The following is a 20087-nucleotide window of genomic DNA, read 5'->3' as shown; positions in this document are numbered from 1 at the left end:
CCTTTGCACAATATTGAATTTCCTTCACGGCTGCCTGCGCCCGTAGCTTTTCTCCATAACGTCACATCTGGAGAATCGTATGAGCATTCAATTTCTTGGCATGATTGGCCACCGACTGGCTTCCGAGATCATCCCCGCCAGCGGCCCGCTGTTTGATAAAGATTACATCGCACGTTTTGCCCGCGCCCATGAAGAAGCGGGCTTTGACCGTATTCTGGTGGGGTATTGGTCCGATCAACCGGATGGCTTTCTGGTCACCGCCCACGCGGCGGCACACACTTCCTCACTGAAATTCCTGCTGGCACACCGTCCGGGCTTTGTCGCACCGACCCTGGCCGCACGCAAGCTGGCAACGTTGGATCAACTGACCGATGGTCGTCTGGCGGTGCATATCATCAGCGGCGGTAGCGATGTCGAGCAGCGTCGCGATGGTGATTTCCTGAATAAAGCCGAACGCTATGCACGCAGCGACGAGTTCCTCACCGTGCTCAGGCAGAGCCTGGAGTCCAGCCAGCCTTATGATCACAAGGGAAACTTTTACCAGGCTGAACAGGCATTTTCAGCCATCAAGCCCGTGCAGAAAAAACTGCCGGTGTACTTTGGCGGATCGTCTCAGGAAGCGATTGATGTGGCTGCACGCCATGCCGATGTGTTTGCCTTGTGGGGCGAACCGCTGAAAGGGGCGGAAGAGACGGTGCGCAACGTACGAGCCGCTGCAACTCAGCACGGGCGCGAAATTGATTTCAATATCTCGTTCCGCCCCATCATCGGTAAAACCGAAAAAGAAGCCTGGGAGCGCGCCGAGCATATCCGTGAGCTGGCAGAAAAACAGTTACAAGAGACCGGATTTGCGTTTGGCAAACCCAAGCCGCAAAGCGTCGGTGCTCAGCGCCTGCTGGCTGCCGCCAATGAAGGCGATCGCCTGGACAAAGTACTGTGGACAGGCGTAGCTAAACTGGTGCAAGGCGGCTACAACTCCACTGCACTGGTGGGTACTGCCGATCAGGTTTCCGACGCGCTGCTGGATTACTATCGCCTTGGCATTCACAGCGTGCTGATTCGCGGCTTCGATCCGCTGAATGATGCGGTGGAATACGGCGAAGAACTCATTCCGCTGACGCGTGAAAAAGTGGCCGCGCTTAACGCCAATGACAAAAGGAGCGCCTGATGCGTCTGGCTGCACTGTTTACCGGTGTTGCGCTGGCGCTCTCCACACTCAATCCACTGTTCGCCGCTGATAAAGTCACGCTGCGATTGGGCGATGTAAAAGGTGACCGCTTTGCTGCGTTAAAAGCATCAGGCGAACTCAATAACCTGCCCTACGATTTGAAACTCACGGCGTTTGATTCAGGGGCGCCAGTGCAGGAAGCGTTAAATGCTGGCGCACTAGATGTGGGCTTTACCGGCGATTTGCCGTTCCTGTTCGTATTCGCAGCTGGCGCCCCTGTGAAAGCCGTGGGCGCATGGCAGAACAATCCTGACAGTATCGCGCTGCTGACGCGTCCCGATGCCGGGATTCACCATTTGCAGGATTTGAAAGGCAAGCAGATTGCGGTCAATCGCGGCGGATGGGGCCACTATTTGCTGCTTGGACTGCTGGAGCGCGCCGGATTAAAACCAGACGATGTCACGCTGCGTTTCCTTGGCCCTGTTGATGGTCGCGCCGCACTGACTTCAGGAGCCGTGTCGGCCTGGGCGCCATGGGAACCTTATATCGCTACCTCCACTGCTGTAGATGGCACGGTACGTGTCGCTGACGGCGGCGGCAAAGGCATTATGTCGGGTTATTCGTATGCGCTGGCGCGTGACGAGGCCTTACATGATGCCGGTAAGCGTAAAGCGATTGCCGATTTGCTGGCGCGTCTGGCTAAGGCACAAATCTGGGCGCAGCAACATCCGCAGGAGTTTGCCAGCGTGCTGGGCAAGACACTGAATATGCCCACCAATATCACCAGCAGCTGGATTGCCGATGCACGCATTCGTCCACTGGTGTTTGATGCCAGCCTGATCCCCACTCTGCAAAAATCAGCTGATTTCTTCCATCGCTATCAGGTGCTGCCGAAAGCGATCGATGTCAGTAAAGCCTTTGATTTTAGTTTGTCGGCTCAGGCCAATCAGGTTGCCAAAAGCGCGCCGGGAGATAAATCATGAGTGCCAATCAGCATCATCGTTTACGCGATTTTGTCGGCAATCTGGCTACGTTACTCGACCAGAATCCCGATGAAGCCACCATATTGCAACAGGGTAGCGTTTGGCTCGGCGAGTTAATCCAGCATGATGACTGGCTGGACGAGGCTTATACCCAGCCACATCCTGAGCACTATCGACAATATCTGCTGTATGCCGATGCCCGACAGCGCTTTTCAGTCGTGAGCTTCGTGTGGGGGCCGGGCCAGCAAACCCCGATTCACGACCATCGCGTATGGGGATTAATTGGCATGCTACGCGGTGCGGAGATATCACAATCCTGGCAGCCCGGGCCGAACGGCTTGCAGCCAGAAGGTGCACCAATACGCCTTGATCCCGGCAGCGTTGAAGCCGTCTCTCCCACCGTGGGCGATATTCATCGCGTCAGCAATGCCTATGACGATTGCGTCTCAATCAGCATCCACGTGTATGGCGCCAATATCGGCGCGGTAAAACGCGCGGTGTACCGCGAAGACGGCAGTGAAAAACAGTTTATCTCCGGTTACAGCAACCGTTACTTACCGAACATTTGGGATCTATCACATGAGTAAACCCGCATTCCCTTTCCGCCAGGCGGCGGACATTCTTGAGTCACTGCGTCAACAGCAGGAAGTGGCGATTGTTGATGTCCGCGACGAAGCGCTGTTTGCCACCGGTCATCCGCTGTTTGCGGTCAATATCCCGCTTTCCAAACTGGAACTGGAACTACTGGATCGCATCCCGCAATTGACGACAGCCATCACGCTATATGATAACGGCGAAGGGCTGGCACAGACGGCTGCGGAACGAATTGCAGCACTGGGTTACAGCAATATAGCGCTGTTAAAAGAGGATTTAGCCGGCTGGCAGGCTGCGGGCGGTGAGCTGTTTATTGATGTGAATTCGCCGAGTAAGGCCTTTGGTGAACTGGTTGAACATCACAATCATACCCCTTCCCTGTCAGCCGATGAAGTGCACAGCTTAATCAACAGTGATGCCAACGTGGTGGTGCTGGATGCGCGTCGCTTTGACGAATACCAGACCATGAGCATTCCAGGCGCCACCAGCGTACCGGGCGGTGAACTGGTGTTGCGCGTTCGCGATATCGCGCCATCACCGGAAACCACGGTGATTGTGAACTGTGCGGGCCGCACGCGCAGCATTATTGGTACTCAGTCGCTGGTGAATGCGGGCATTCGCAATCCGGTGTTTGCGCTGCGTAACGGCACTATTGGCTGGACGCTGGCAGGCCACGTGCTGGAGCATGCTCAGTCGCGCCGATACGGTGAAGCCAGTGAAACGGCACAGCGCCAGGCTGCGACGAACGCGCGTAGCATCGCGGATCGCGCAGGCGTGGAGCGCATTCCTCTGGCAACACTCAAGCGCTGGCAGCAGGAATCACGCACCACTTACCTGTTTGATGTGCGTGACGCTGACGAGTATGCAGCGGGTCATCTGCCTGGCAGTCGTCATGTACCAGGCGGACAGCTGGTGCAGGAAACCGATCATTACGCCAGCGTGCGCGGTGCACGTATTGTACTGATTGATGACGATGGCGTGCGTGCCAACATGACCGCCTCCTGGCTGGCGCAGCTGGGCTGGCAAGTGTCGGTGCTGGAAGAGCTGCAGGCCAGTGATTTCAGTGCCACCGGTGCCTGGAAAGCGCAGGTTCCTGCTGTTGCGCAGCCCGAGTTTGTTTCGCCACAGCAGCTGGCGGAGTGGCTGAAAGAAGGTCAGACCCAGGTATTGGACTTCACCACGCACGCCAATCACCTTAACAGCCATATTCCGGGTGCGGGCTGGCTGCTGCGCTCAACGCTGCAAAAAGAAGGTAAAGCCATGCTGCCAACGGCACGACGTTATGTGCTGACCTGCGGCAGCAGTTTGCTGGCCGGATATGCGGTTGACCAGGTGGCGGAACTCACCGGCAAGCCGGTGTTTGTGCTGGAAGGCGGCAATGCGGCCTGGCGCGCAGCGCACCTGCCGACCGAGCAAGGTGATCAGCAGTTGCTTTCACCGGCGATTGATCGCTACCGCCGTCCGTATGAAGGCACCGATATCGCACCTGCCGTGATGCAGGCGTACCTGGATTGGGAATACGGCCTGGTGGCGCAATTGGATCGTGATGGCACGCACGGCTTCCGTGTGTTGCCTGCTCAAGAACAAGCCGCAACCGCTTAACTCTTAGCGCCAAAAATTGCGCCGCGACAAGATTGTGCATAATTTCAGTGCACACTATGCTCTGGCGGCACGATTTATGGCGCACTCTGATACAGTGCTGAATGCTGAACGGATAAGATGATCGCAGCGCGTGAGAAGCTGCTGCGGTGCGATTCATTGCGCACTCTGATGCAGTGCTGAACTCTGAACGCTGAACGCTGAACGGATAAAATCATCGCAGTGCGTGAGAAGCTACTGCGGTGCGATTCATTGCGTCCCCTGAGAAGAAGCCGGAATGCTGAACGGATAAGATCATCACAGCGCGTGAGAAGCTGCTGCGGTGCCATTCATTGCGTCCCCTGAGAAGAAGCTGGAATGCTGAATGGGTGAGATCATCTCAGCGCGCAGGAAGAATCAGCGCACAGGAAGAAGCTCGCGCGTTTTATGGCGCAATTCGTCGAGAGGCTTGATATCAAAAGATGGGCGAAATTCAGAACGCTGGGAGTGTCGTCGCACCAATAATGACGCCATTCTGCATATGAAATGAGCAATTATGAATTCAGTAATGTTGGATTGTGTTGCAATTGTTCAGGACGAACAGAGATTTGGTGGAGATAAGCGGGATCGAACCGCTGACCTCTTGCATGCCATGCAAGCGCTCTCCCAGCTGAGCTATACCCCCACATCTGGAAATCTTTTTCAGTGCATCGTTAAAACGATTTGGTGGAGATAAGCGGGATCGAACCGCTGACCTCTTGCATGCCATGCAAGCGCTCTCCCAGCTGAGCTATACCCCCAGCACCGAAAAACAGCCGATTTAACTCGACGGACGGCATCATATGAAACCGCTCCCTGAGTGTCAACGCCAAATTCTCGTTCTGTGTTCAATCGCTGAAAAAGGCGGCAACGCCCTACCGTAATGGCTTTTTTTTCAACGCAATTGCGCATTTCGTTAACGCATTTTCGCATTTAACACCCTGCAACCAAGGTTAAATCAGGGTTAAAGATGTTAGGAATAATCTTGTGTTCGTTACGGGTAAGTGTAAAACTTAGCGCGCTAATTAACCGGTCAACCTTCCAGGGTATATCACTCTTTGATCGGCCAGCATTTTCCCCTTGTTCATTAAAAGAAAAGTGAAATATGTCGCTGCATACACCGAAAGAGATCGCCCAACTGGCGATTCAAGCAGGCGTGGCTAAAAGCCGTTTGCCTGTTTCCACCTTATTGATTCTTGGTTTTATGGCCGGTGCATTTATTGCCACAGGTTTTCTGTTGGATCTGCATGTTATCAACCAGCTGCCTGCTGAATGGGGCTCCTTTGGCGGTTTCCTCGGCGCGGCGGTGTTTCCGGTTGGCCTGATACTGACCGTTCTGGCCGGTGGTGAACTGTTGACTGGCAACATGATGACCTTACCGATCGCCTGGTTCGCCCGCCGCATCAGCGGTTTGAGTGTGCTGCGCAACTGGTTCTGGGTCACGATTGCCAACTTTATTGGCAGCATCGCAGTCGCCTGGTTCTTTGGTCATATGCTCGGTATGACCGAAGGCGATTATCTGAAAAAGACCGTGGCGATTGCTCACGCGAAAGTGAATGCGGATTTCCTGCACGCGTTCATTTCAGGTATTGGCTGCAACTGGCTGGTGTGTCTGGCTGTGTGGTTAGCTTTTGCCAGTAAAGATATGGTCGGAAAAATCTTTGGCATGTGGTTCCCGGTGATGGCCTTCGTGGCGATTGGCTTCCAACACGTGGTGGCGAACATGTTTATTGTGCCCGCCGCGATTTTTGCCGGACAAATGAGCTGGGCAGACTTTGCGCCAAACGTGATTGCCGTCTTCCTTGGCAACGGCGTGGGCGGTGCAATATTTGTTGGTCTCACCTATTTCCTTGCTTTCCGTCCTGCACAAGCTGAAACCAGCGAAGCTTAATATCCGATTTATGCCTTTTGTCATGAGACAAGAGGCATTTTCCTGCCTGATTACTTTTCCCCGTTACGTTTTGTTGTAATATGTACAGCTAATGTATTTAACAGGGACAGCATCGTGAAAAAGGAATGGCTCACCCCCGAGGAGCTCGCGCTGGAAACGGGCTACAGTCGGCAAACGGTGAATAAATGGATCAAACGCGAAAACTGGACAACCACGCCCAAGCCCGGTGTACAGGGTGGTAAGGCGCGATTGATTCATATTGATGAGCGTGTAAAAAGCTTTGTTCAGTCTACCCGCCACGCGACCGAACCGGCGGCCAATTACGGTGCTCAACAAAATACGTTACCTGCGTTATTAATAAATTCTGTCCAGCAAATGACAACCGCTGAGCAAGATCAACTGGCTGCATTGTTGCTGCGCGAGGGGATAAGTGGTGTGCTGGAACGGTTAGGGATTAAAGAAGATTAAAAAAAGCCGGGCGCTCATGCTCCCGGCTTTTTTAATGCCCACGATAAGTGCAGCGGCAACGTTACAGGCTGCCGCTACCTTAATTAAGCCTGGGCTTCACGCTCAGCAATAAAGGCCAGCGCTTTCTCGATGCGAGCCACGCTGCGGCTGCGACCAATCGCTTCGACAGTCACATCCAGTGCCGGAGACTGACCTGCACCGGTGACCGCCACGCGCAGTGGCATGCCCACTTTGCCCATACCCAGTTCGAGCGCATCGGCGGCACCCTGAATCGCGTTGTGCACATTCTCCGCATTCCACTCGCTTTCGCTCAGCGCAGCCAGTTTGTCACGCACCACTTCCAGTGGCTGACGCGCAACAGGGCGTAAATGTTTCTTCGCCGCATCGGCATCAAAAGCATCGAACTCTTCATAGAAGTAACGGCAAGAAGCGGCAATCTCGACCAGCGTTTTGCAACGCTCACCCAGCAGCGTCACCAGTTTTGCCAACTCCGGGCCGGTGCGGGTATCGATATTCTGCTGCTCGATGTGCCATTGCAGCTGCGTTGCCACGTATTCCGGCGGCAGCGTATTGATGTAGTGATGGTTCAGCCACTGCAGTTTTTCGGTGTTGAACGCACTGGCAGACTTACTGACAGCATCCAGGGTAAACAGCTCGGCCATCTCAGCCACGCTGAAAATTTCCTGGTCGCCATGTGACCAGCCCAAACGCACCAGATAGTTGAGCAACGCTTCCGGCAGATAGCCGTCATCACGGTACTGCATCACACCCACTGCGCCATGGCGTTTCGACAGCTTCTTACTGTCATCACCCAAGATCATTGAGACGTGCGCGTAAGTTGGCACTTCTGCACCAATCGCCTTAAGGATGTTGATCTGGCGTGGCGTGTTGTTGATATGGTCTTCACCACGGATCACGTGCGTGATGCCCATATCCCAGTCATCCACCACCACACAGAAGTTGTAGGTTGGTGAACCATCGGTGCGGCGGATGATCAGATCATCCAGCTCCTGGTTACTGAACTCAATTGGTCCACGGATCTGGTCGTCAAAAATGACCGAACCCTCTTGCGGGTTACGGAAACGGACCACACAAGGCTCATCCGCCGCATGATGTTCATGGCTGTCACGGCAGCGGCCGTCATAGCGTGGCTTCTCGCCTTTCGCCATCTGCTCTTCACGCAGCGCGTCTAAACGCTCTTTAGAGCAATAGCATTTATAAGCGGTACCCGCTTCAACCATCTCATCGATGACGGCGTTGTAACGATCAAAGCGCTTCGTCTGATAGTACGGGCCTTCATCCCACTGCAGGTTTAGCCAGTTCATGCCATCCATGATGGCTTCAATGGCTTCCGGCGTTGAACGTTCCAGATCGGTATCTTCGATACGCAGAACGAATTCGCCCTTGTTATGGCGAGCATAAAGCCAGGAATAAAGAGCAGTACGGGCACCGCCCACATGCAGGTAGCCCGTTGGGCTGGGTGCGAAGCGAGTTTTGATTTTCATTCAGCATTGCCTTAGATGCGCAGGTTTCTTTGTCTGGATGACAAAAAAACGGGTTAACGCGAAAAAACAGTGCGCATATTCTAGCAGGTGGGACGCTTTCCTCAATGACTCTCGCGGCGGCATCACAGATTGAAGTGCGTTTTTCTGCTAATAAAACCAGCACATTGGCTAAAAGCGCGGCATGCTGACTAAATTTAAAGCGAACGCACATTTATGTTTTAAAAAGCGTTGACTCACTTCGAAGGATCCCTATAATGCGACTCCACACAGCGGGGGTGATTAGCTCAGTTGGTAGAGCATCTCCTTTACACGGAGGGGGTCGGCGGTTCGAGCCCGTCATCACCCACCACTCTAAAAGTGGCTCGCAGTGTACAAGAGTTTGAAGAGTAAGATATGGGCGATTAGCTCAGTTGGTAGAGCATCTCCTTTACACGGAGGGGGTCGGCGGTTCGAGCCCGTCATCGCCCACCATATCTTAGTCAGATGACACTCTTGTTAAGCAGTTCCGAAGTGGGCGATTAGCTCAGTTGGTAGAGCATCTCCTTTACACGGAGGGGGTCGGCGGTTCGAGCCCGTCATCGCCCACCACTTCGGGTCGTTAGCTCAGTTGGTAGAGCAGTTGACTTTTAATCAATTGGTCGCAGGTTCGAATCCTGCACGACCCACCAATGTAGAAAGGCGCCCTAAAGGCGCCTTTTTGCTATCTGCGATTTGCCCACCCTCACAAAACCTTTGCAAACACTTAACGCTTTGTGTGCTCAAGCCGTTTTATCCCCTTGCCGATAACGATAATGGTCTATTGCAAGGAGAAAACCATGTCGACTATCTCAAGTGTTAGCAGTATCAGTACAGCGAGCAGTGGTGGCGGTTCAACGTCACAAATTGCCAGCCTGAATAAACAGATTCAAAGCCTGACCCAGCAAGTCAAAGATCTTTCCAACGACGATACCCTGACAGATGAGCAAAAATCTGAACAGGAGCAGATGCTGGAGTCACAAATTCAGATGGTTGAAGCTCAAATTGCACAAATTGAGCAGCAGGCAGCTGAAAAGGCACAGCAGAAGCAGGAAGCCCAGCAACCCACCACGGAAAGTGCCACCAGCGCTCAAAAAGCCGATGGCATCAACCGTCCAACTGACACCAATCAAATCAACGTTTACGTTTAAAACGCCGGTTTGAGAGCACGTTGTTGCGCCAGCAAGCCTGCTTGTTGGCGCACCTCCTGCCAAATCGCTTCCGCGGCTGGCGTCAGGGAACGGTTTTTGCGTTTGATCAGCATGAGATTTCGATGAATTTCCGGATAGAGGCGTCGCACCGTCAGTTTCCGCCCCGCCGGCAGCGGTAACGCCAGAGCAGGTAAAATGCTGATGCCAATCCCTGCTTCCACCATCGGGAACAACGTGGCGGGATGGCCGATCTCCTGTACCACCTGCACCTGGATCGATAACTGCTGCAGCGCTGCATCCACCAGCAGACGACTTCCTGAAGCATAATCCTGCAAAACCAGGTTGCGCCCCGCCAACATCGTCCACTCCGCTTGCTCAACCCGGGCCAGTTCATCATCCGCATGGCACAACAGTAAAAACGGCTCCTGCAAAATCGCTTCGTAATCCAGATCGGCATCTCCTAACGGCCCGATGACAATGCCAAAATCGACTTCCGCATTGCGAACGCTTTGAAGTACGGATTGCTGTGCGCGATCGTGCAGAATGACGCGAATATCCGGATAGCGTTGCTGGCTACTCGCCAGACATTGCGGCATCAGATTCGCCGAAGGTGTCTGGCTGGCGGCAACACGTACGGTGCCACTGCGCTGCTCACCGTAACTGCGCACATCCAGCAGCGTGGTGTTTAACTCCTCCAGCAAACGCTCCAGGCGCGATGCCAGCTGATGCCCTGCTTCCGTCAGCATCACTTCGCGCGTGGTGCGGTCCAGCAAACGCACGCCCATCTCCGCTTCCAGCTCTTTAATACTGTGGCTGACCGCCGACTGGCTGAGCCCAATCGCCTGCCCTGCCTGGCTAAAACTGCCCTGCTGCGCCACGGCCACAAAGGTGCGTAACTGACGTAAGGTGTAATTCATCGATATCGCTCATAGATTGATGCAATAAATCAATTTTATTTCTAAACCCAGCTGGCGCACAATCAGCACCATCTTTTTTATTTTAACCGGATTGTAACAATGGGCTTTTTACGACTCGACCCGATGATGGTCAAACTCATCATCACTGTGCTGTTGGCCAGCTTCATTCCGGCCAAAGGCGGGTTTGTCGATTTCTTTGAATACCTGACCACTGCCGCCATCGCCCTGCTGTTCTTTATGCACGGCGCCAAGCTGTCACGCGAAAAAATCATAGCCGGCAGCAGCCACTGGCGTTTGCATCTGTGGATTATGTGCAGCACCTTCGTGGTATTCCCGATTCTTGGCTTGCTGCTGGTGTGGTGGCATCCGGTGAACGTTGGCCCAGAGATTTACACTGGCTTCATTTACCTGTGTATTCTGCCTGCCACCGTGCAGTCTGCGATTGCGTTCACCTCCATGGCGGGGGGTAACGTTGCCGCTGCGGTCTGTGCCGCTTCTGCTTCCAGCCTGCTCGGCGTATTCATCTCACCGCTGCTGGTGAATCTGGTGATGAACGTGCACAGCGATGCGCCGAGCAATGGTCTGGAGCAGATTGGCAAAATCATGCTGCAACTGCTGGTGCCCTTTGTGATCGGTCATATGTCCCGTCGTTGGATTGGCGGTTGGGTGGAAAAACATCGCAGCCTGATTGGTAAAACCGACCAGACCTCAATTCTGTTAGTGGTTTACTCCGCGTTCAGCGAAGCGGTGGTCAACGGTATCTGGCATCGCGTGGGTGTGGATACGCTGCTGTGGATTCTGGCGGGTAGCGTGCTGATCCTGTTTGTCGCGCTGGCGATTAACCTGGGTGCCTCGCGCCTGTTTGGCTTCAGCCGCGCCGATGAAATCGTGGTGCTGTTCTGTGGTTCAAAAAAGAGTCTCGCCAATGGCGTGCCGATGGCCAATATCCTGTTCCCGGCCAGTTCTGTGGGGATTATCGTGCTGCCGCTGATGATCTTCCATCAGGTGCAGTTGATGGTCTGCTCCTTCATCGCTCAACGTTATAAAGCGGGCAATGAGAAGCGGCTGGCGCAACAGCAAGTTGAAGTGCAGAAATCATAAGTAAAATGGCCCGCGAAGGCGGGCCATTTTGTTATTCACTGCGTTTGAGTGGTTTAACTAACCCCTGCAATCCTTCAACTTTGATCGCTAAAGTCAGCTGCATCAGCTCGCCCAACTTCCCTGCCGGAAATTCGTTTTTACGCGCAAACCACAGCAGATACTCTTCAGGTACATCAATCAGCATGCGGCCTTTATACTTGCCGAATGGCATGGCGGTATTGGCGATTTCAACCAGCTGATGTTTGTCCACGTTAGGCTCCCAGCAGGCGAATCATTTCCGCTTCGTCGATCACGGGTATACCGAGCTCCTGCGCTTTCGCCAGTTTGGAACCCGCTGCTTCGCCAGCAATCAGTAAGTCTGTTTTCTTCGACACGCTGCCGCTCACTTTCGCGCCCAGCGCGACTAAACGTTCTTTGGCATCATCGCGGTTCATCTGTGACAGCGATCCGGTCAGCACCACGGTCTTGCCAGCAAACGGACTGTCGATCTCTTCAATATTCACCACTTCCAGCTGCGGCCAATGCACGCCCACCTCTTCGGTGAGCTCGCGGATCACTTCGCGATTGCTCTCTTCTTCCATGAAGTTGCGCACATGCGCGGCCACCACTTTACCCACGTCCTGTACCGCAATCAGCGCATCCAGATCGGCGTTCATCACCTTCTCAAGATCGCCAAAATGATTGGCCAGATTGGCCGCAGTGGCTTCACCGACTTCACGGATTCCAAGGGCATACAGGAAACGAGGGAGCGTGGTGAGCTTCGCTTTTTCCAGCGCATCCACCACATTTTGTGCCGATTTCGGCCCCATGCGATCCAGCCCCGTCAGCTTGCCCGCCGTCAGACGGAACAGATCGGCAGGCGTGTGCACGTACTCTTTTTCAACCAGCTGATCGATGATTTTGTCGCCCATGCCATCGACATCCATCGCACGTCGGGAAACGAAATGTTTGAGCGCCTCTTTACGCTGGGCACCACAAATCAGTCCACCGGTACAACGGGTAACGGCTTCGCCTTCCACGCGCTCGACATCCGAGCCACACACCGGGCAATGGCTGGGGAAGACGATTTCACGGGTATCATCCGGACGTTCGGACTCCACCACGTTGACCACCTGCGGAATCACATCTCCGGCGCGGCGAATCACCACTTTGTCGCCAATGCGCAGGCCAAGACGCGCAATTTCATCCGCATTGTGCAAGGTGGCATTACTCACCACCACGCCAGCCACCTGCACCGGTTCCAGACGAGCGACGGGCGTAATCGCGCCGGTACGCCCCACCTGAAACTCGACATCGCGCACAAAGGTCATCTGTTCCTGCGCCGGGAATTTAAAGGCCACGGCCCAGCGCGGGGCGCGAGCAACAAAGCCTAACTGTTCCTGCAGCGCTTGCGAATCGACCTTGATGACCACGCCGTCAATATCGAATCCAAGTGACGGACGGTCTTGCTCAACCTGACGATAAAACTCCAGCACCTCTTCCGCCGTATGCGCGAGGCGAATACGGTCACTGACCGGCAAGCCCCAGGCTTTAAATTGCTGCAGGCGCTGCCAGTGACTGGCGGGCATATCACCGCCTTCCAGCAGGCCGAAACCGTAACAGAAGAAAGTCAGAGAACGTTTAGCGGTAATGCGCGGATCGAGCTGACGTAGCGATCCTGCCGCGGCGTTGCGCGGGTTGGCAAACACTTTCGCGCCAGTGCGGCGTGCATCCTCATTGAGCTTCTCGAAACCCGCTTCGGTCATAAAGACTTCACCACGTACTTCGACACGCGCAGGAATATTGTCGCCGTGCAGACGCAGCGGAATGGCATGGATAGTGCGCACGTTGGCGGTAATATTCTCGCCCGTGGTGCCATCACCACGTGTCGCCGCACGCACCAGCAGCCCATCTTCATACAACAGGCTGACCGCCAGACCATCCAGCTTCAGTTCACAACAGTAGGTCAAATCATCGCTGCTTTTCAGACGATCCTGCACGCGTTTATTAAAGGCCAGGAAACCGGCTTCATCGAAAGTGTTGTCGAGTGACAGCATCGGCACTTCGTGGCGAACTTGTTCGAAAGCGGCCAGCGGTGCTGCGCCCACGCGCTGAGTCGGCGAATCCGGGGTAATGAGATCAGGGTGTGCCGCTTCCAGTTCACGCAGTTGCTGCATCAGTCGGTCATATTCTGCATCCGGAATTTCCGGCGTATCCATTACGTGATAGAGGTACTCATGGTGACGTAACGAGGTGCGCAGCGCGGTGATCTGCTCCTGAACCGATTTCATAGTGTCTTATCCGATAAAAAACCCCCGACATGCGGGGGTTGTTTCGTTAATATTTGATTTTGCTCGCGGCTATCAACCGATAACCTCGCGAATGCGTGCTTTGTAGGTTTCCAGCTTCTGCGGCGTCATCATGCGACGCTCATCATCCAGCACAACCCCGCCGACATCGTCCGCAATTCGCTGGGCAGATTGCAGCATCAGCTTGAAGTTTTGGTTCGCATCGCCATAAGACGGAACCATCATAAAGATGGATATGCCTGGCGTGCTGAAATCGCCCATGGTGTCGGGATTAAAGGAGCCCGGTTTCACCATGTTCGCCAGACTGAACAGCACAGGACCGCTGCCCGCTGGACTCAGATGACGATGGAAAATATTCATCTCACCAAACTGGAAGCCCGCTTGCAGAATACCCTGCAACAGAGCTTCACCGTTCAGTTCGCCACCGGCGTGAGCGGCAACATGCAGCACCAGTACCGCTTCATTTTTTCTCTGGGTAGAAGCAGCAGGCTGTTTTGGTTCATCGTGTGCGACCGGCGCTTCTTCTTCGTATTCAGGCTCTTCAGCGGCCTGGAACTCAGGCGCAGGCTGCGTGGCAGAAAGTGGCTCGTTATCCAGTAAGGGATCGGCCTGAACGGATTGAGGTTGCGGTTGTGGCTGCGGCGCAGGTTTAACCACCGGCGGTTGTGGCGCAGGTGCAGGCTGGCGCACTTCCGGCTCATCATCCAGCAGCGGATCGCCCATCAATGGGGTTTCATGACGCGGGAACGGCTGACGCGCAGGTTCAGGCGCACGTGGCGCGCTGACAGGCTTAGTCACAGGTGCGTCGAATTCGGGTTCGACATGCGCGTCACGATTGCGACGGACACGCACTTCGCCGACACCATCATCATCTTCTTCGCTCAGCAGATCTTCATCCGCTTCTTCGCGCTGTTTCAGACGTTTGTGCGGGCGATCGCGAAACACGGAAGAGCGCTCTTTACGGCTGGTCCACAGTCCGTGAAGTAGCAACGCTATTATGGCGATCGCGCCAACAACGATTAATATCAGACGCAAATCCTGCATCATTGTATTCTCTGTTGTTCCAATACCTTGCCACCACGGCAAACTTTATCCTCTAACTGTATTTGCCCAGCTACACAAGTGCAAGTCTGTGCAGTATTTTCTGACAAATAAGATAGCTGCCCCACGCTTTTTTGCTGATTTTTCGCGCAAAGTGCGCCTGCCACCGACAAAAAGCCAGGTTATGATGTTTGCGCCGCCACATAAAGGAGAAAGGCTCGCTATGCCCGTTGAGAAATCGCCCTCATCATTAAATGGTATTCATTACTTTGCCGAAGGCTGGAGACTGGTGCGTCTGCCTGGCATTCGTCGTTACGTCATTATTCCTCTGCTGGTGAACATTTTTCTGCTGGGAGGCGCCTTTATCTGGCTGTTTCAACGGCTCGGAGAGTGGATCCCGGCCTTAATGTCGCACATCCCTGATTGGTTGCAGTGGCTGAGTTATTTGCTTTGGCCGCTTTCCGTCATATCGATTGTGCTGGTATTCAGCTACTTCTTCTCCACCATTGCGAACTGGATTGCCGCCCCCTTTTGTGGATTGCTGGCCGAGCAACTGGAAGGCCGTCTCACCGGTCACCCGCTGCCGGATAGCGGTTGGATGGCGATGTTTAAAGATATCCCGCGCATCATGAAGCGCGAATTACAGAAGCTTGGCTACTATTTACCACGCGCATTGGGATTGCTGCTGCTTTACTTTATCCCCGGTTTTGGACAAACGGTGGCACCAGTATTATGGTTTCTCTTTAGCGCGTGGATGCTATCGGTGCAGTACTGCGACTATCCGTTTGATAACCACAAAGTGAGTTTTCAGCAGATGCGCAGTGCGTTACGTCAGCATAAAACGGCGAACATGCAATTTGGCGCGCTGGTCAGTTTGTTCACCATGATTCCGATTCTGAACCTGGCCATCATGCCGGTGGCCGTATGTGGCGCTACCGCGATGTGGGTTGATCGCTACCGCCTACAGCATGCGCGTCATTAAAGCTTCAAAAAGCCTTATGCATTTTTGCGTAAGGCTTATGGTTGTGGGCTATATAGATATGCGATTTCTTTCCTTCCGCACACCGGAAGAACAGGTATGCTCTGAGGGTTCCCAATATTTCATACAGTTAAGGACGAGCTATGAGTAAGATCTATGAAGACAACTCTCTGACAATTGGTCATACGCCGCTGGTTCGACTGAACCGCATCGGTAATGGACGGATCCTGGCGAAGGTCGAATCGCGTAACCCGAGCTTCAGCGTCAAATGCCGTATCGGTGCCAATATGATTTGGGACGCAGAAAAGCGCGGAATTTTGAAGCCAGGCGTTGAGCTGGTCGAGCCAACCAGCGGTAACACTGGCATTGCACTGGCTTACGTTGCCGCCGCTCGTGGTTACAAGCTCACGCTGACCATGCCAGAGACCATGTCTGTTGAACGTCGCAAGCTGCTGAAAGCACTGGGCGCGAATCTTGTGCTGACCGAAGGTGCAAAAGGCATGAAAGGTGCCATCGCCAAAGCCGAGGAAATTGTCGCCGGCGATCCGGATAAATTTGTGCTGCTACAGCAATTCAGTAATCCAGCTAACCCGGAAATCCATGAGAAAACCACCGGCCCGGAAATCTGGGAAGACACAGACGGTGAAGTAGATGTGTTCATTGCGGGTGTAGGTACCGGCGGCACGCTGACAGGCGTGAGCCGTTACATCAAGAACACCAAAGGCAAAAAAGACTTAATTACCGTAGCGGTAGAGCCGACTGACTCTCCGGTCATCGCTCAGGCTATCGCTGGCGAAGAGATCAAACCGGGCCCGCATAAGATCCAAGGCATCGGCGCAGGTTTCATCCCCGGCAACCTTGACCTGAAACTGGTTGATCGGGTTGTCGCCATCACCAACGAAGAAGCCATCAGCACTGCGCGTCAGCTGATGGAAGAAGAAGGCATTCTGGCCGGTATCTCTTCAGGTGCGGCAGTGGCTGCTGCGCTGAAGCTGCAGGAAGATGAGGCATTCGCCAACAAGAATATCGTGGTGATTCTGCCCTCCTCTGGCGAGCGTTATTTGAGTACTGCTTTGTTCGCCGACCTGTTCACTGAAAAAGAGCTGCAGCAGTAAACGCCTTAGTCTGAAAACGACGAAAAAAGCACCCGAATGGGTGCTTTTTTGTGGCGCAGATCTCACTTTTATCACCAGACAGATTGATTTCAATGACGCGGCTCTGGTATTTAAGCTCCCAATTATTTCGGTGCCTGAAATTAATCTGGCTTTGAAGTGGATCAAGCTGAATGGAATTACTGATTTGGCGAAACGGCGAATCACGGCATACTTAGCAAGGTGACCTTTTCGCACAGTTTTTGATCTGCTGCTGAAAGACACACATTATTCAGCGCATTTTTTGGTCAGCTTAATGCCATACCAGCGCACCTATACAGGCTAAAGTGACGGCTCCAGGCTAGACTTTAGATCCATAACACCAAACCTGATAAAGTTGGGGAAATAGAATGTTCCAGCAAGAAGTTACCATTACCGCACCTAACGGCCTTCATACCCGTCCTGCAGCTCAGTTTGTAAAAGAAGCTAAGGCTTTCCAGTCAGAAATCACCGTGACCTCCAATGGCAAATCTGCCAGCGCGAAAAGCCTGTTCAAACTGCAGACCCTGGGTCTGACTCAGGGTACGGTTGTTACACTGTCTGCTGAAGGTGAAGATGAGCAGCAAGCGGTTGAGCACCTGGTGAAACTGATGGCTGAACTGGAGTAATTCCGCTCAGGCAAGCAACTAAACCGACTCTTTTGCCCCATTGAGTGCAAATATCTTGATCGCGGACAACCTGTCCGCGTTCTTGCTTCCTTAGAGTACTGTTCCGCGACAGTGGCAACGCATTGGGTCAATGAGCCATCGTGATTAAAAGGTAGGGTTATGATTTCAGGCATTTTAGCATCACCGGGTATCGCTTTCGGCAAAGCACTTCTGCTGAAGGAAGATGAGATCGTCATCAGCCGTAAAAAAATTACTGACGATCAGGTTGAGCAAGAAGTTCAACGCTTCCTTGATGGACGTGGCAAAGCGGCAGTACAGCTCGAAGCCATCCGTGTCAAAGCCGGTGAAACCCTCGGTGAAGAGAAAGCGGCGATCTTTGAAGGTCACATCATGCTGCTCGAAGACGAAGAGCTTGAGCAGGAAATCATCGACCTGATTAAGAAAGATCACGCAACGGCTGACGCTGCGGCGTACTCTGTCATTGATGGCCAGGCCAAGGCGTTGGAAGAACTCGACGACGAATACCTGAAAGAACGTGCGGCTGACGTACGTGACATCGGTAAGCGTCTGCTGCAAAACATCCTCGGTCTGCATATTGTCGACCTGGGTGCTATCGCAGAAGAATCTATTCTGGTGGCGAAAGATTTAACGCCGTCAGAAACCGCACAGCTGAACCTGAAGAAGGTGCTGGGCTTTATCACCGATATCGGTGGCCGTACCTCGCATACGTCCATCATGGCGCGTTCTCTGGAGATCCCAGCGATTGTCGGTACCGGTAACGTCACCACGCAAATCAAAAACGGTGACTTCCTGATCCTTGATGGCGTGAATAACAAGATTTACGTTAATCCTACCGATGCAGAACAAGAAGAACTGAAAGCCATCCAGACACAATACCTGTCTGAAAAGCACGAACTGGCGAAACTGAAAGATCTGCCGGCCATCACCCTGGACGGCCATCAGGTGGAAGTGTGCGCCAACATCGGTACCGTGCGCGATGTCGCCGGTGCAGAGCGCAACGGTGCGGAAGGCGTGGGCCTGTATCGTACCGAATTCCTGTTTATGGACCGTGATTCACTGCCCACCGAAGAAGAGCAGTTCCAGGCTTACAAAGCGGTGGCGGAAGCGATGGGGTCTCAGGCTGTTATCGTGCGTACCATGGACATCGGCGGCGACAAAGATCTGCCGTACATGAACCTGCCGAAAGAGGACAACCCGTTCCTCGGCTGGCGTGCGATTCGTATCGCCATGGACCGCAAAGAGATTCTGCATGCTCAGCTGCGCGCTATCCTGCGTGCATCGTCCTTCGGCAAACTGCGTATCATGTTCCCGATGATCATTTCTGTGGAAGAAGTGCGTGCGCTGAAAGCCGAGCTGGAGCTGCTGAAAACCCAGCTGCGCGAAGAAGGCAAAGCCTTTGATGAGACCATTGAAGTGGGCATTATGGTGGAAACACCGGCTTCAGCGGTGATTGCGCGCCATCTGGCGAAAGAAGTCGACTTCTTTAGTATTGGGACAAATGACCTGACGCAGTATACTCTGGCGGTCGATCGTGGTAATGATTTGATTTCACACCTCTATAACCCAATGACGCCATCTGTTTTGGGCCTCATCAAGCAAGTGATCGACGCATCACATGCCGAAGGGAAATGGACCGGCATGTGTGGTGAGCTGGCTGGTGATGAACGTGCTACACTACTGTTACTGGGAATGGGGCTGGACGAATTCAGCATGAGTGCCATTTCAATCCCGAGCATCAAGAAGATTATTCGTAATACTAATTTCGAAGATGCGAAGGCATTGGCGGAGCAGGCTCTGGCTCAACCCACAGCGGAAGATTTAATGAACCTGGTGAACAAGTTCATTAAAGAAAAAACGCTCTGCTGATCCACGAGACGCTGGCCCCAAATTACTGCTTAGGAGAAGATCATGGGTTTGTTTTCTAAACTTTTTGGCGAAAAATCAGAGAGCGCGTCAGGGACTATTGATATCGTTGCGCCTCTGTCAGGCGAAATCGTGAATATCGAAGACGTACCTGATGTGGTATTTGCTGAGAAAATCGTGGGTGATGGTATCGCCATTAAACCGACTGGCAACAAAATGGTTGCACCGGTTGATGGTACCATTGGCAAGATTTTTGAGACCAACCACGCCTTTTCAATCGAATCTGACAACGGCATCGAGCTGTTCGTCCACTTCGGTATCGATACGGTTGAACTGAAAGGTGAAGGCTTTAAACGCATCGCCGAAGAAGGCCAGAAAGTGAAAAAAGGCGACGTGGTGATCGAGTTTGATCTGCCATTGCTGGAAGAGAAAGCAAAATCTACGCTTACGCCGGTTGTGATCTCGAACATGGACGAGATCAAAGACCTGATCAAACTCTCCGGTCAGGTGACTGTGGGCGAGACCCCGGTTATCCGCATCAAGAAGTAAGCAGCGTTTGCATCATAAAAAACGGCACCCACTGGGTGCCGTTTTTGTTTGTGTCGCTGCCTGGAACCAAAGGGTGCGGTGGCGGTTAGTGCTAGATCGGTTCAATTGGAACGCGTGGCGGTGGCGTTGGGGCTAGTGCGGCGTCGTTGGGGCTGGTGCGGTGGCGTTAGAGATGGT

Annotated in this window: 18 protein-coding genes and 6 tRNA genes; 17 read left to right on the top strand and 7 right to left on the bottom strand. The window is 53.5% G+C overall.

The window, feature by feature from the left end; all coding sequences use genetic code 11:
• The first annotated feature begins 79 nt into the window (after positions 1–79).
• Genes VI01_RS21875 through VI01_RS21860 form a run of 4 tightly spaced genes read left to right on the top strand, consistent with a single transcriptional unit; the run spans position 80 to position 4347 of the window.
• The gene (locus VI01_RS21875; protein ID WP_045816611.1) at positions 80–1168 is read left to right on the top strand and encodes an LLM class flavin-dependent oxidoreductase; all 1089 of its coding nucleotides are present in this window, start codon (positions 80–82) and stop codon (positions 1166–1168) included.
• Positions 1168–2151, top strand: coding sequence for an ABC transporter substrate-binding protein (locus VI01_RS21870; RefSeq protein ID WP_045816610.1), 984 nt, complete (start codon positions 1168–1170; stop codon positions 2149–2151). Before VI01_RS21875 ends, VI01_RS21870 begins: the two co-directional genes overlap by 1 nt.
• Positions 2148–2738, top strand: coding sequence for a cysteine dioxygenase (locus VI01_RS21865; protein ID WP_045816609.1), 591 nt, complete (start codon positions 2148–2150; stop codon positions 2736–2738). The genes VI01_RS21870 and VI01_RS21865 overlap by 4 nt, the downstream gene beginning before the upstream one ends.
• Positions 2731–4347, top strand: coding sequence for a rhodanese homology domain-containing protein (locus VI01_RS21860; RefSeq protein ID WP_045816608.1), 1617 nt, complete (start codon positions 2731–2733; stop codon positions 4345–4347). The genes VI01_RS21865 and VI01_RS21860 overlap by 8 nt, the downstream gene beginning before the upstream one ends.
• 585 nt (positions 4348–4932) lie before the next feature.
• Here VI01_RS21860 and VI01_RS21855 read toward each other — a convergent pair.
• Both VI01_RS21855 and VI01_RS21850 read right to left on the bottom strand, forming a co-directional pair.
• Positions 4933–5008 (bottom strand) — tRNA-Ala (locus VI01_RS21855).
• Between the two features lie 39 nt (positions 5009–5047).
• Positions 5048–5123, bottom strand: a tRNA-Ala gene (locus tag VI01_RS21850).
• Between the two features lie 344 nt (positions 5124–5467).
• Here VI01_RS21850 and VI01_RS21845 point away from each other — a divergent pair.
• Together VI01_RS21845 and VI01_RS21840 are read left to right on the top strand one after the other, a co-directional pair.
• Positions 5468–6253: a formate/nitrite transporter family protein gene (locus VI01_RS21845; RefSeq protein ID WP_038645593.1), complete on the top strand. Its 786-nt coding sequence runs from the start codon at positions 5468–5470 to the stop codon at positions 6251–6253.
• A 114-nt stretch (positions 6254–6367) separates the two neighbouring features.
• The gene (locus tag VI01_RS21840; RefSeq protein ID WP_034825897.1) at positions 6368–6721 is read left to right on the top strand and encodes a YfeC-like transcriptional regulator; all 354 of its coding nucleotides are present in this window, start codon (positions 6368–6370) and stop codon (positions 6719–6721) included.
• Between the two features lie 83 nt (positions 6722–6804).
• Here the strand turns inward: VI01_RS21840 and gltX are convergent, their stop codons facing one another.
• The gene (gene gltX, locus VI01_RS21835; protein WP_045816607.1) at positions 6805–8226 is read right to left on the bottom strand and encodes a glutamate--tRNA ligase; all 1422 of its coding nucleotides are present in this window, start codon (positions 8224–8226) and stop codon (positions 6805–6807) included.
• Between the two features lie 273 nt (positions 8227–8499).
• Between gltX and VI01_RS21830 the strand changes: the two genes are divergently transcribed.
• The 5 genes from VI01_RS21830 (at position 8500) to VI01_RS21810 (ending at position 9392) form a co-directional block, all read left to right on the top strand.
• A tRNA-Val gene (locus VI01_RS21830) sits at positions 8500–8575 on the top strand.
• Positions 8576–8621: 46 nt separating this feature from the next.
• Positions 8622–8697: transfer RNA gene (locus tag VI01_RS21825), tRNA-Val, on the top strand.
• Between the two features lie 41 nt (positions 8698–8738).
• Positions 8739–8814: transfer RNA gene (locus tag VI01_RS21820), tRNA-Val, on the top strand.
• Between the two features lie 4 nt (positions 8815–8818).
• Positions 8819–8894 (top strand) — tRNA-Lys (locus VI01_RS21815).
• 147 nt (positions 8895–9041) lie between these two features.
• Positions 9042–9392 (top strand): FlxA-like family protein, encoded by a 351-nt coding sequence (locus VI01_RS21810; RefSeq protein ID WP_034825893.1) that lies wholly within the window; start codon positions 9042–9044, stop codon positions 9390–9392.
• Here VI01_RS21810 and VI01_RS21805 read toward each other — a convergent pair.
• Positions 9389–10309 (bottom strand): LysR family transcriptional regulator, encoded by a 921-nt coding sequence (locus VI01_RS21805; RefSeq protein WP_045816606.1) that lies wholly within the window; start codon positions 10307–10309, stop codon positions 9389–9391. The genes VI01_RS21810 and VI01_RS21805 overlap by 4 nt on opposite strands.
• A 99-nt stretch (positions 10310–10408) precedes the next feature.
• Between VI01_RS21805 and VI01_RS21800 the strand changes: the two genes are divergently transcribed.
• Complete coding sequence (locus VI01_RS21800; RefSeq protein ID WP_034825889.1) at positions 10409–11410, top strand: bile acid:sodium symporter family protein; 1002 nt, start codon at positions 10409–10411, stop codon at positions 11408–11410.
• Between the two features lie 31 nt (positions 11411–11441).
• On the opposite strand, the gene VI01_RS21795 is transcribed toward VI01_RS21800, so the two are convergent.
• The 3 genes from VI01_RS21795 to zipA all read right to left on the bottom strand — a co-directional run bounded on the left by VI01_RS21795 (position 11442) and on the right by zipA (position 14745).
• Positions 11442–11660, bottom strand: a complete 219-nt coding sequence (locus VI01_RS21795; RefSeq protein WP_045816605.1) for a DUF3820 family protein — start codon at positions 11658–11660, stop codon at positions 11442–11444.
• A gap of 1 nt (position 11661) precedes the next feature.
• A complete protein-coding gene (ligA, locus tag VI01_RS21790; RefSeq protein ID WP_045816604.1) occupies positions 11662–13680 on the bottom strand; it encodes an NAD-dependent DNA ligase LigA in 2019 nt (672 codons plus the stop codon).
• Between the two features lie 72 nt (positions 13681–13752).
• Positions 13753–14745 (bottom strand): cell division protein ZipA, encoded by a 993-nt coding sequence (gene zipA, locus VI01_RS21785; RefSeq protein ID WP_038645580.1) that lies wholly within the window; start codon positions 14743–14745, stop codon positions 13753–13755.
• Between the two features lie 217 nt (positions 14746–14962).
• Between zipA and cysZ the strand changes: the two genes are divergently transcribed.
• From cysZ to crr, 5 genes are all read left to right on the top strand, one after another.
• The gene (cysZ, locus tag VI01_RS21780) at positions 14963–15721 is read left to right on the top strand and encodes a sulfate transporter CysZ (RefSeq protein WP_045816603.1); all 759 of its coding nucleotides are present in this window, start codon (positions 14963–14965) and stop codon (positions 15719–15721) included.
• A 140-nt stretch (positions 15722–15861) separates the two neighbouring features.
• Complete coding sequence (gene cysK / locus VI01_RS21775) at positions 15862–16833, top strand: cysteine synthase A (RefSeq protein ID WP_038645575.1); 972 nt, start codon at positions 15862–15864, stop codon at positions 16831–16833.
• A gap of 386 nt (positions 16834–17219) precedes the next feature.
• Entirely contained in the window at positions 17220–17477 is a 258-nt protein-coding gene (gene ptsH, locus VI01_RS21770; RefSeq protein WP_007889063.1) for a phosphocarrier protein Hpr, read from the top strand.
• A 159-nt stretch (positions 17478–17636) separates the two neighbouring features.
• Complete coding sequence (gene ptsI, locus VI01_RS21765; RefSeq protein ID WP_034825874.1) at positions 17637–19364, top strand: phosphoenolpyruvate-protein phosphotransferase PtsI; 1728 nt, start codon at positions 17637–17639, stop codon at positions 19362–19364.
• A 42-nt stretch (positions 19365–19406) separates the two neighbouring features.
• Positions 19407–19910 (top strand): PTS glucose transporter subunit IIA, encoded by a 504-nt coding sequence (gene crr / locus VI01_RS21760; RefSeq protein ID WP_034825872.1) that lies wholly within the window; start codon positions 19407–19409, stop codon positions 19908–19910.
• Positions 19911–20087 lie beyond the last annotated feature (177 nt).

The organism is Pantoea sp. SM3 (assembly GCF_000963995.1).
GTDB lineage: Bacteria > Pseudomonadota > Gammaproteobacteria > Enterobacterales > Enterobacteriaceae > Pantoea > Pantoea rwandensis_B.
This window is presented reverse-complemented; position numbering and strand designations above follow the sequence as displayed.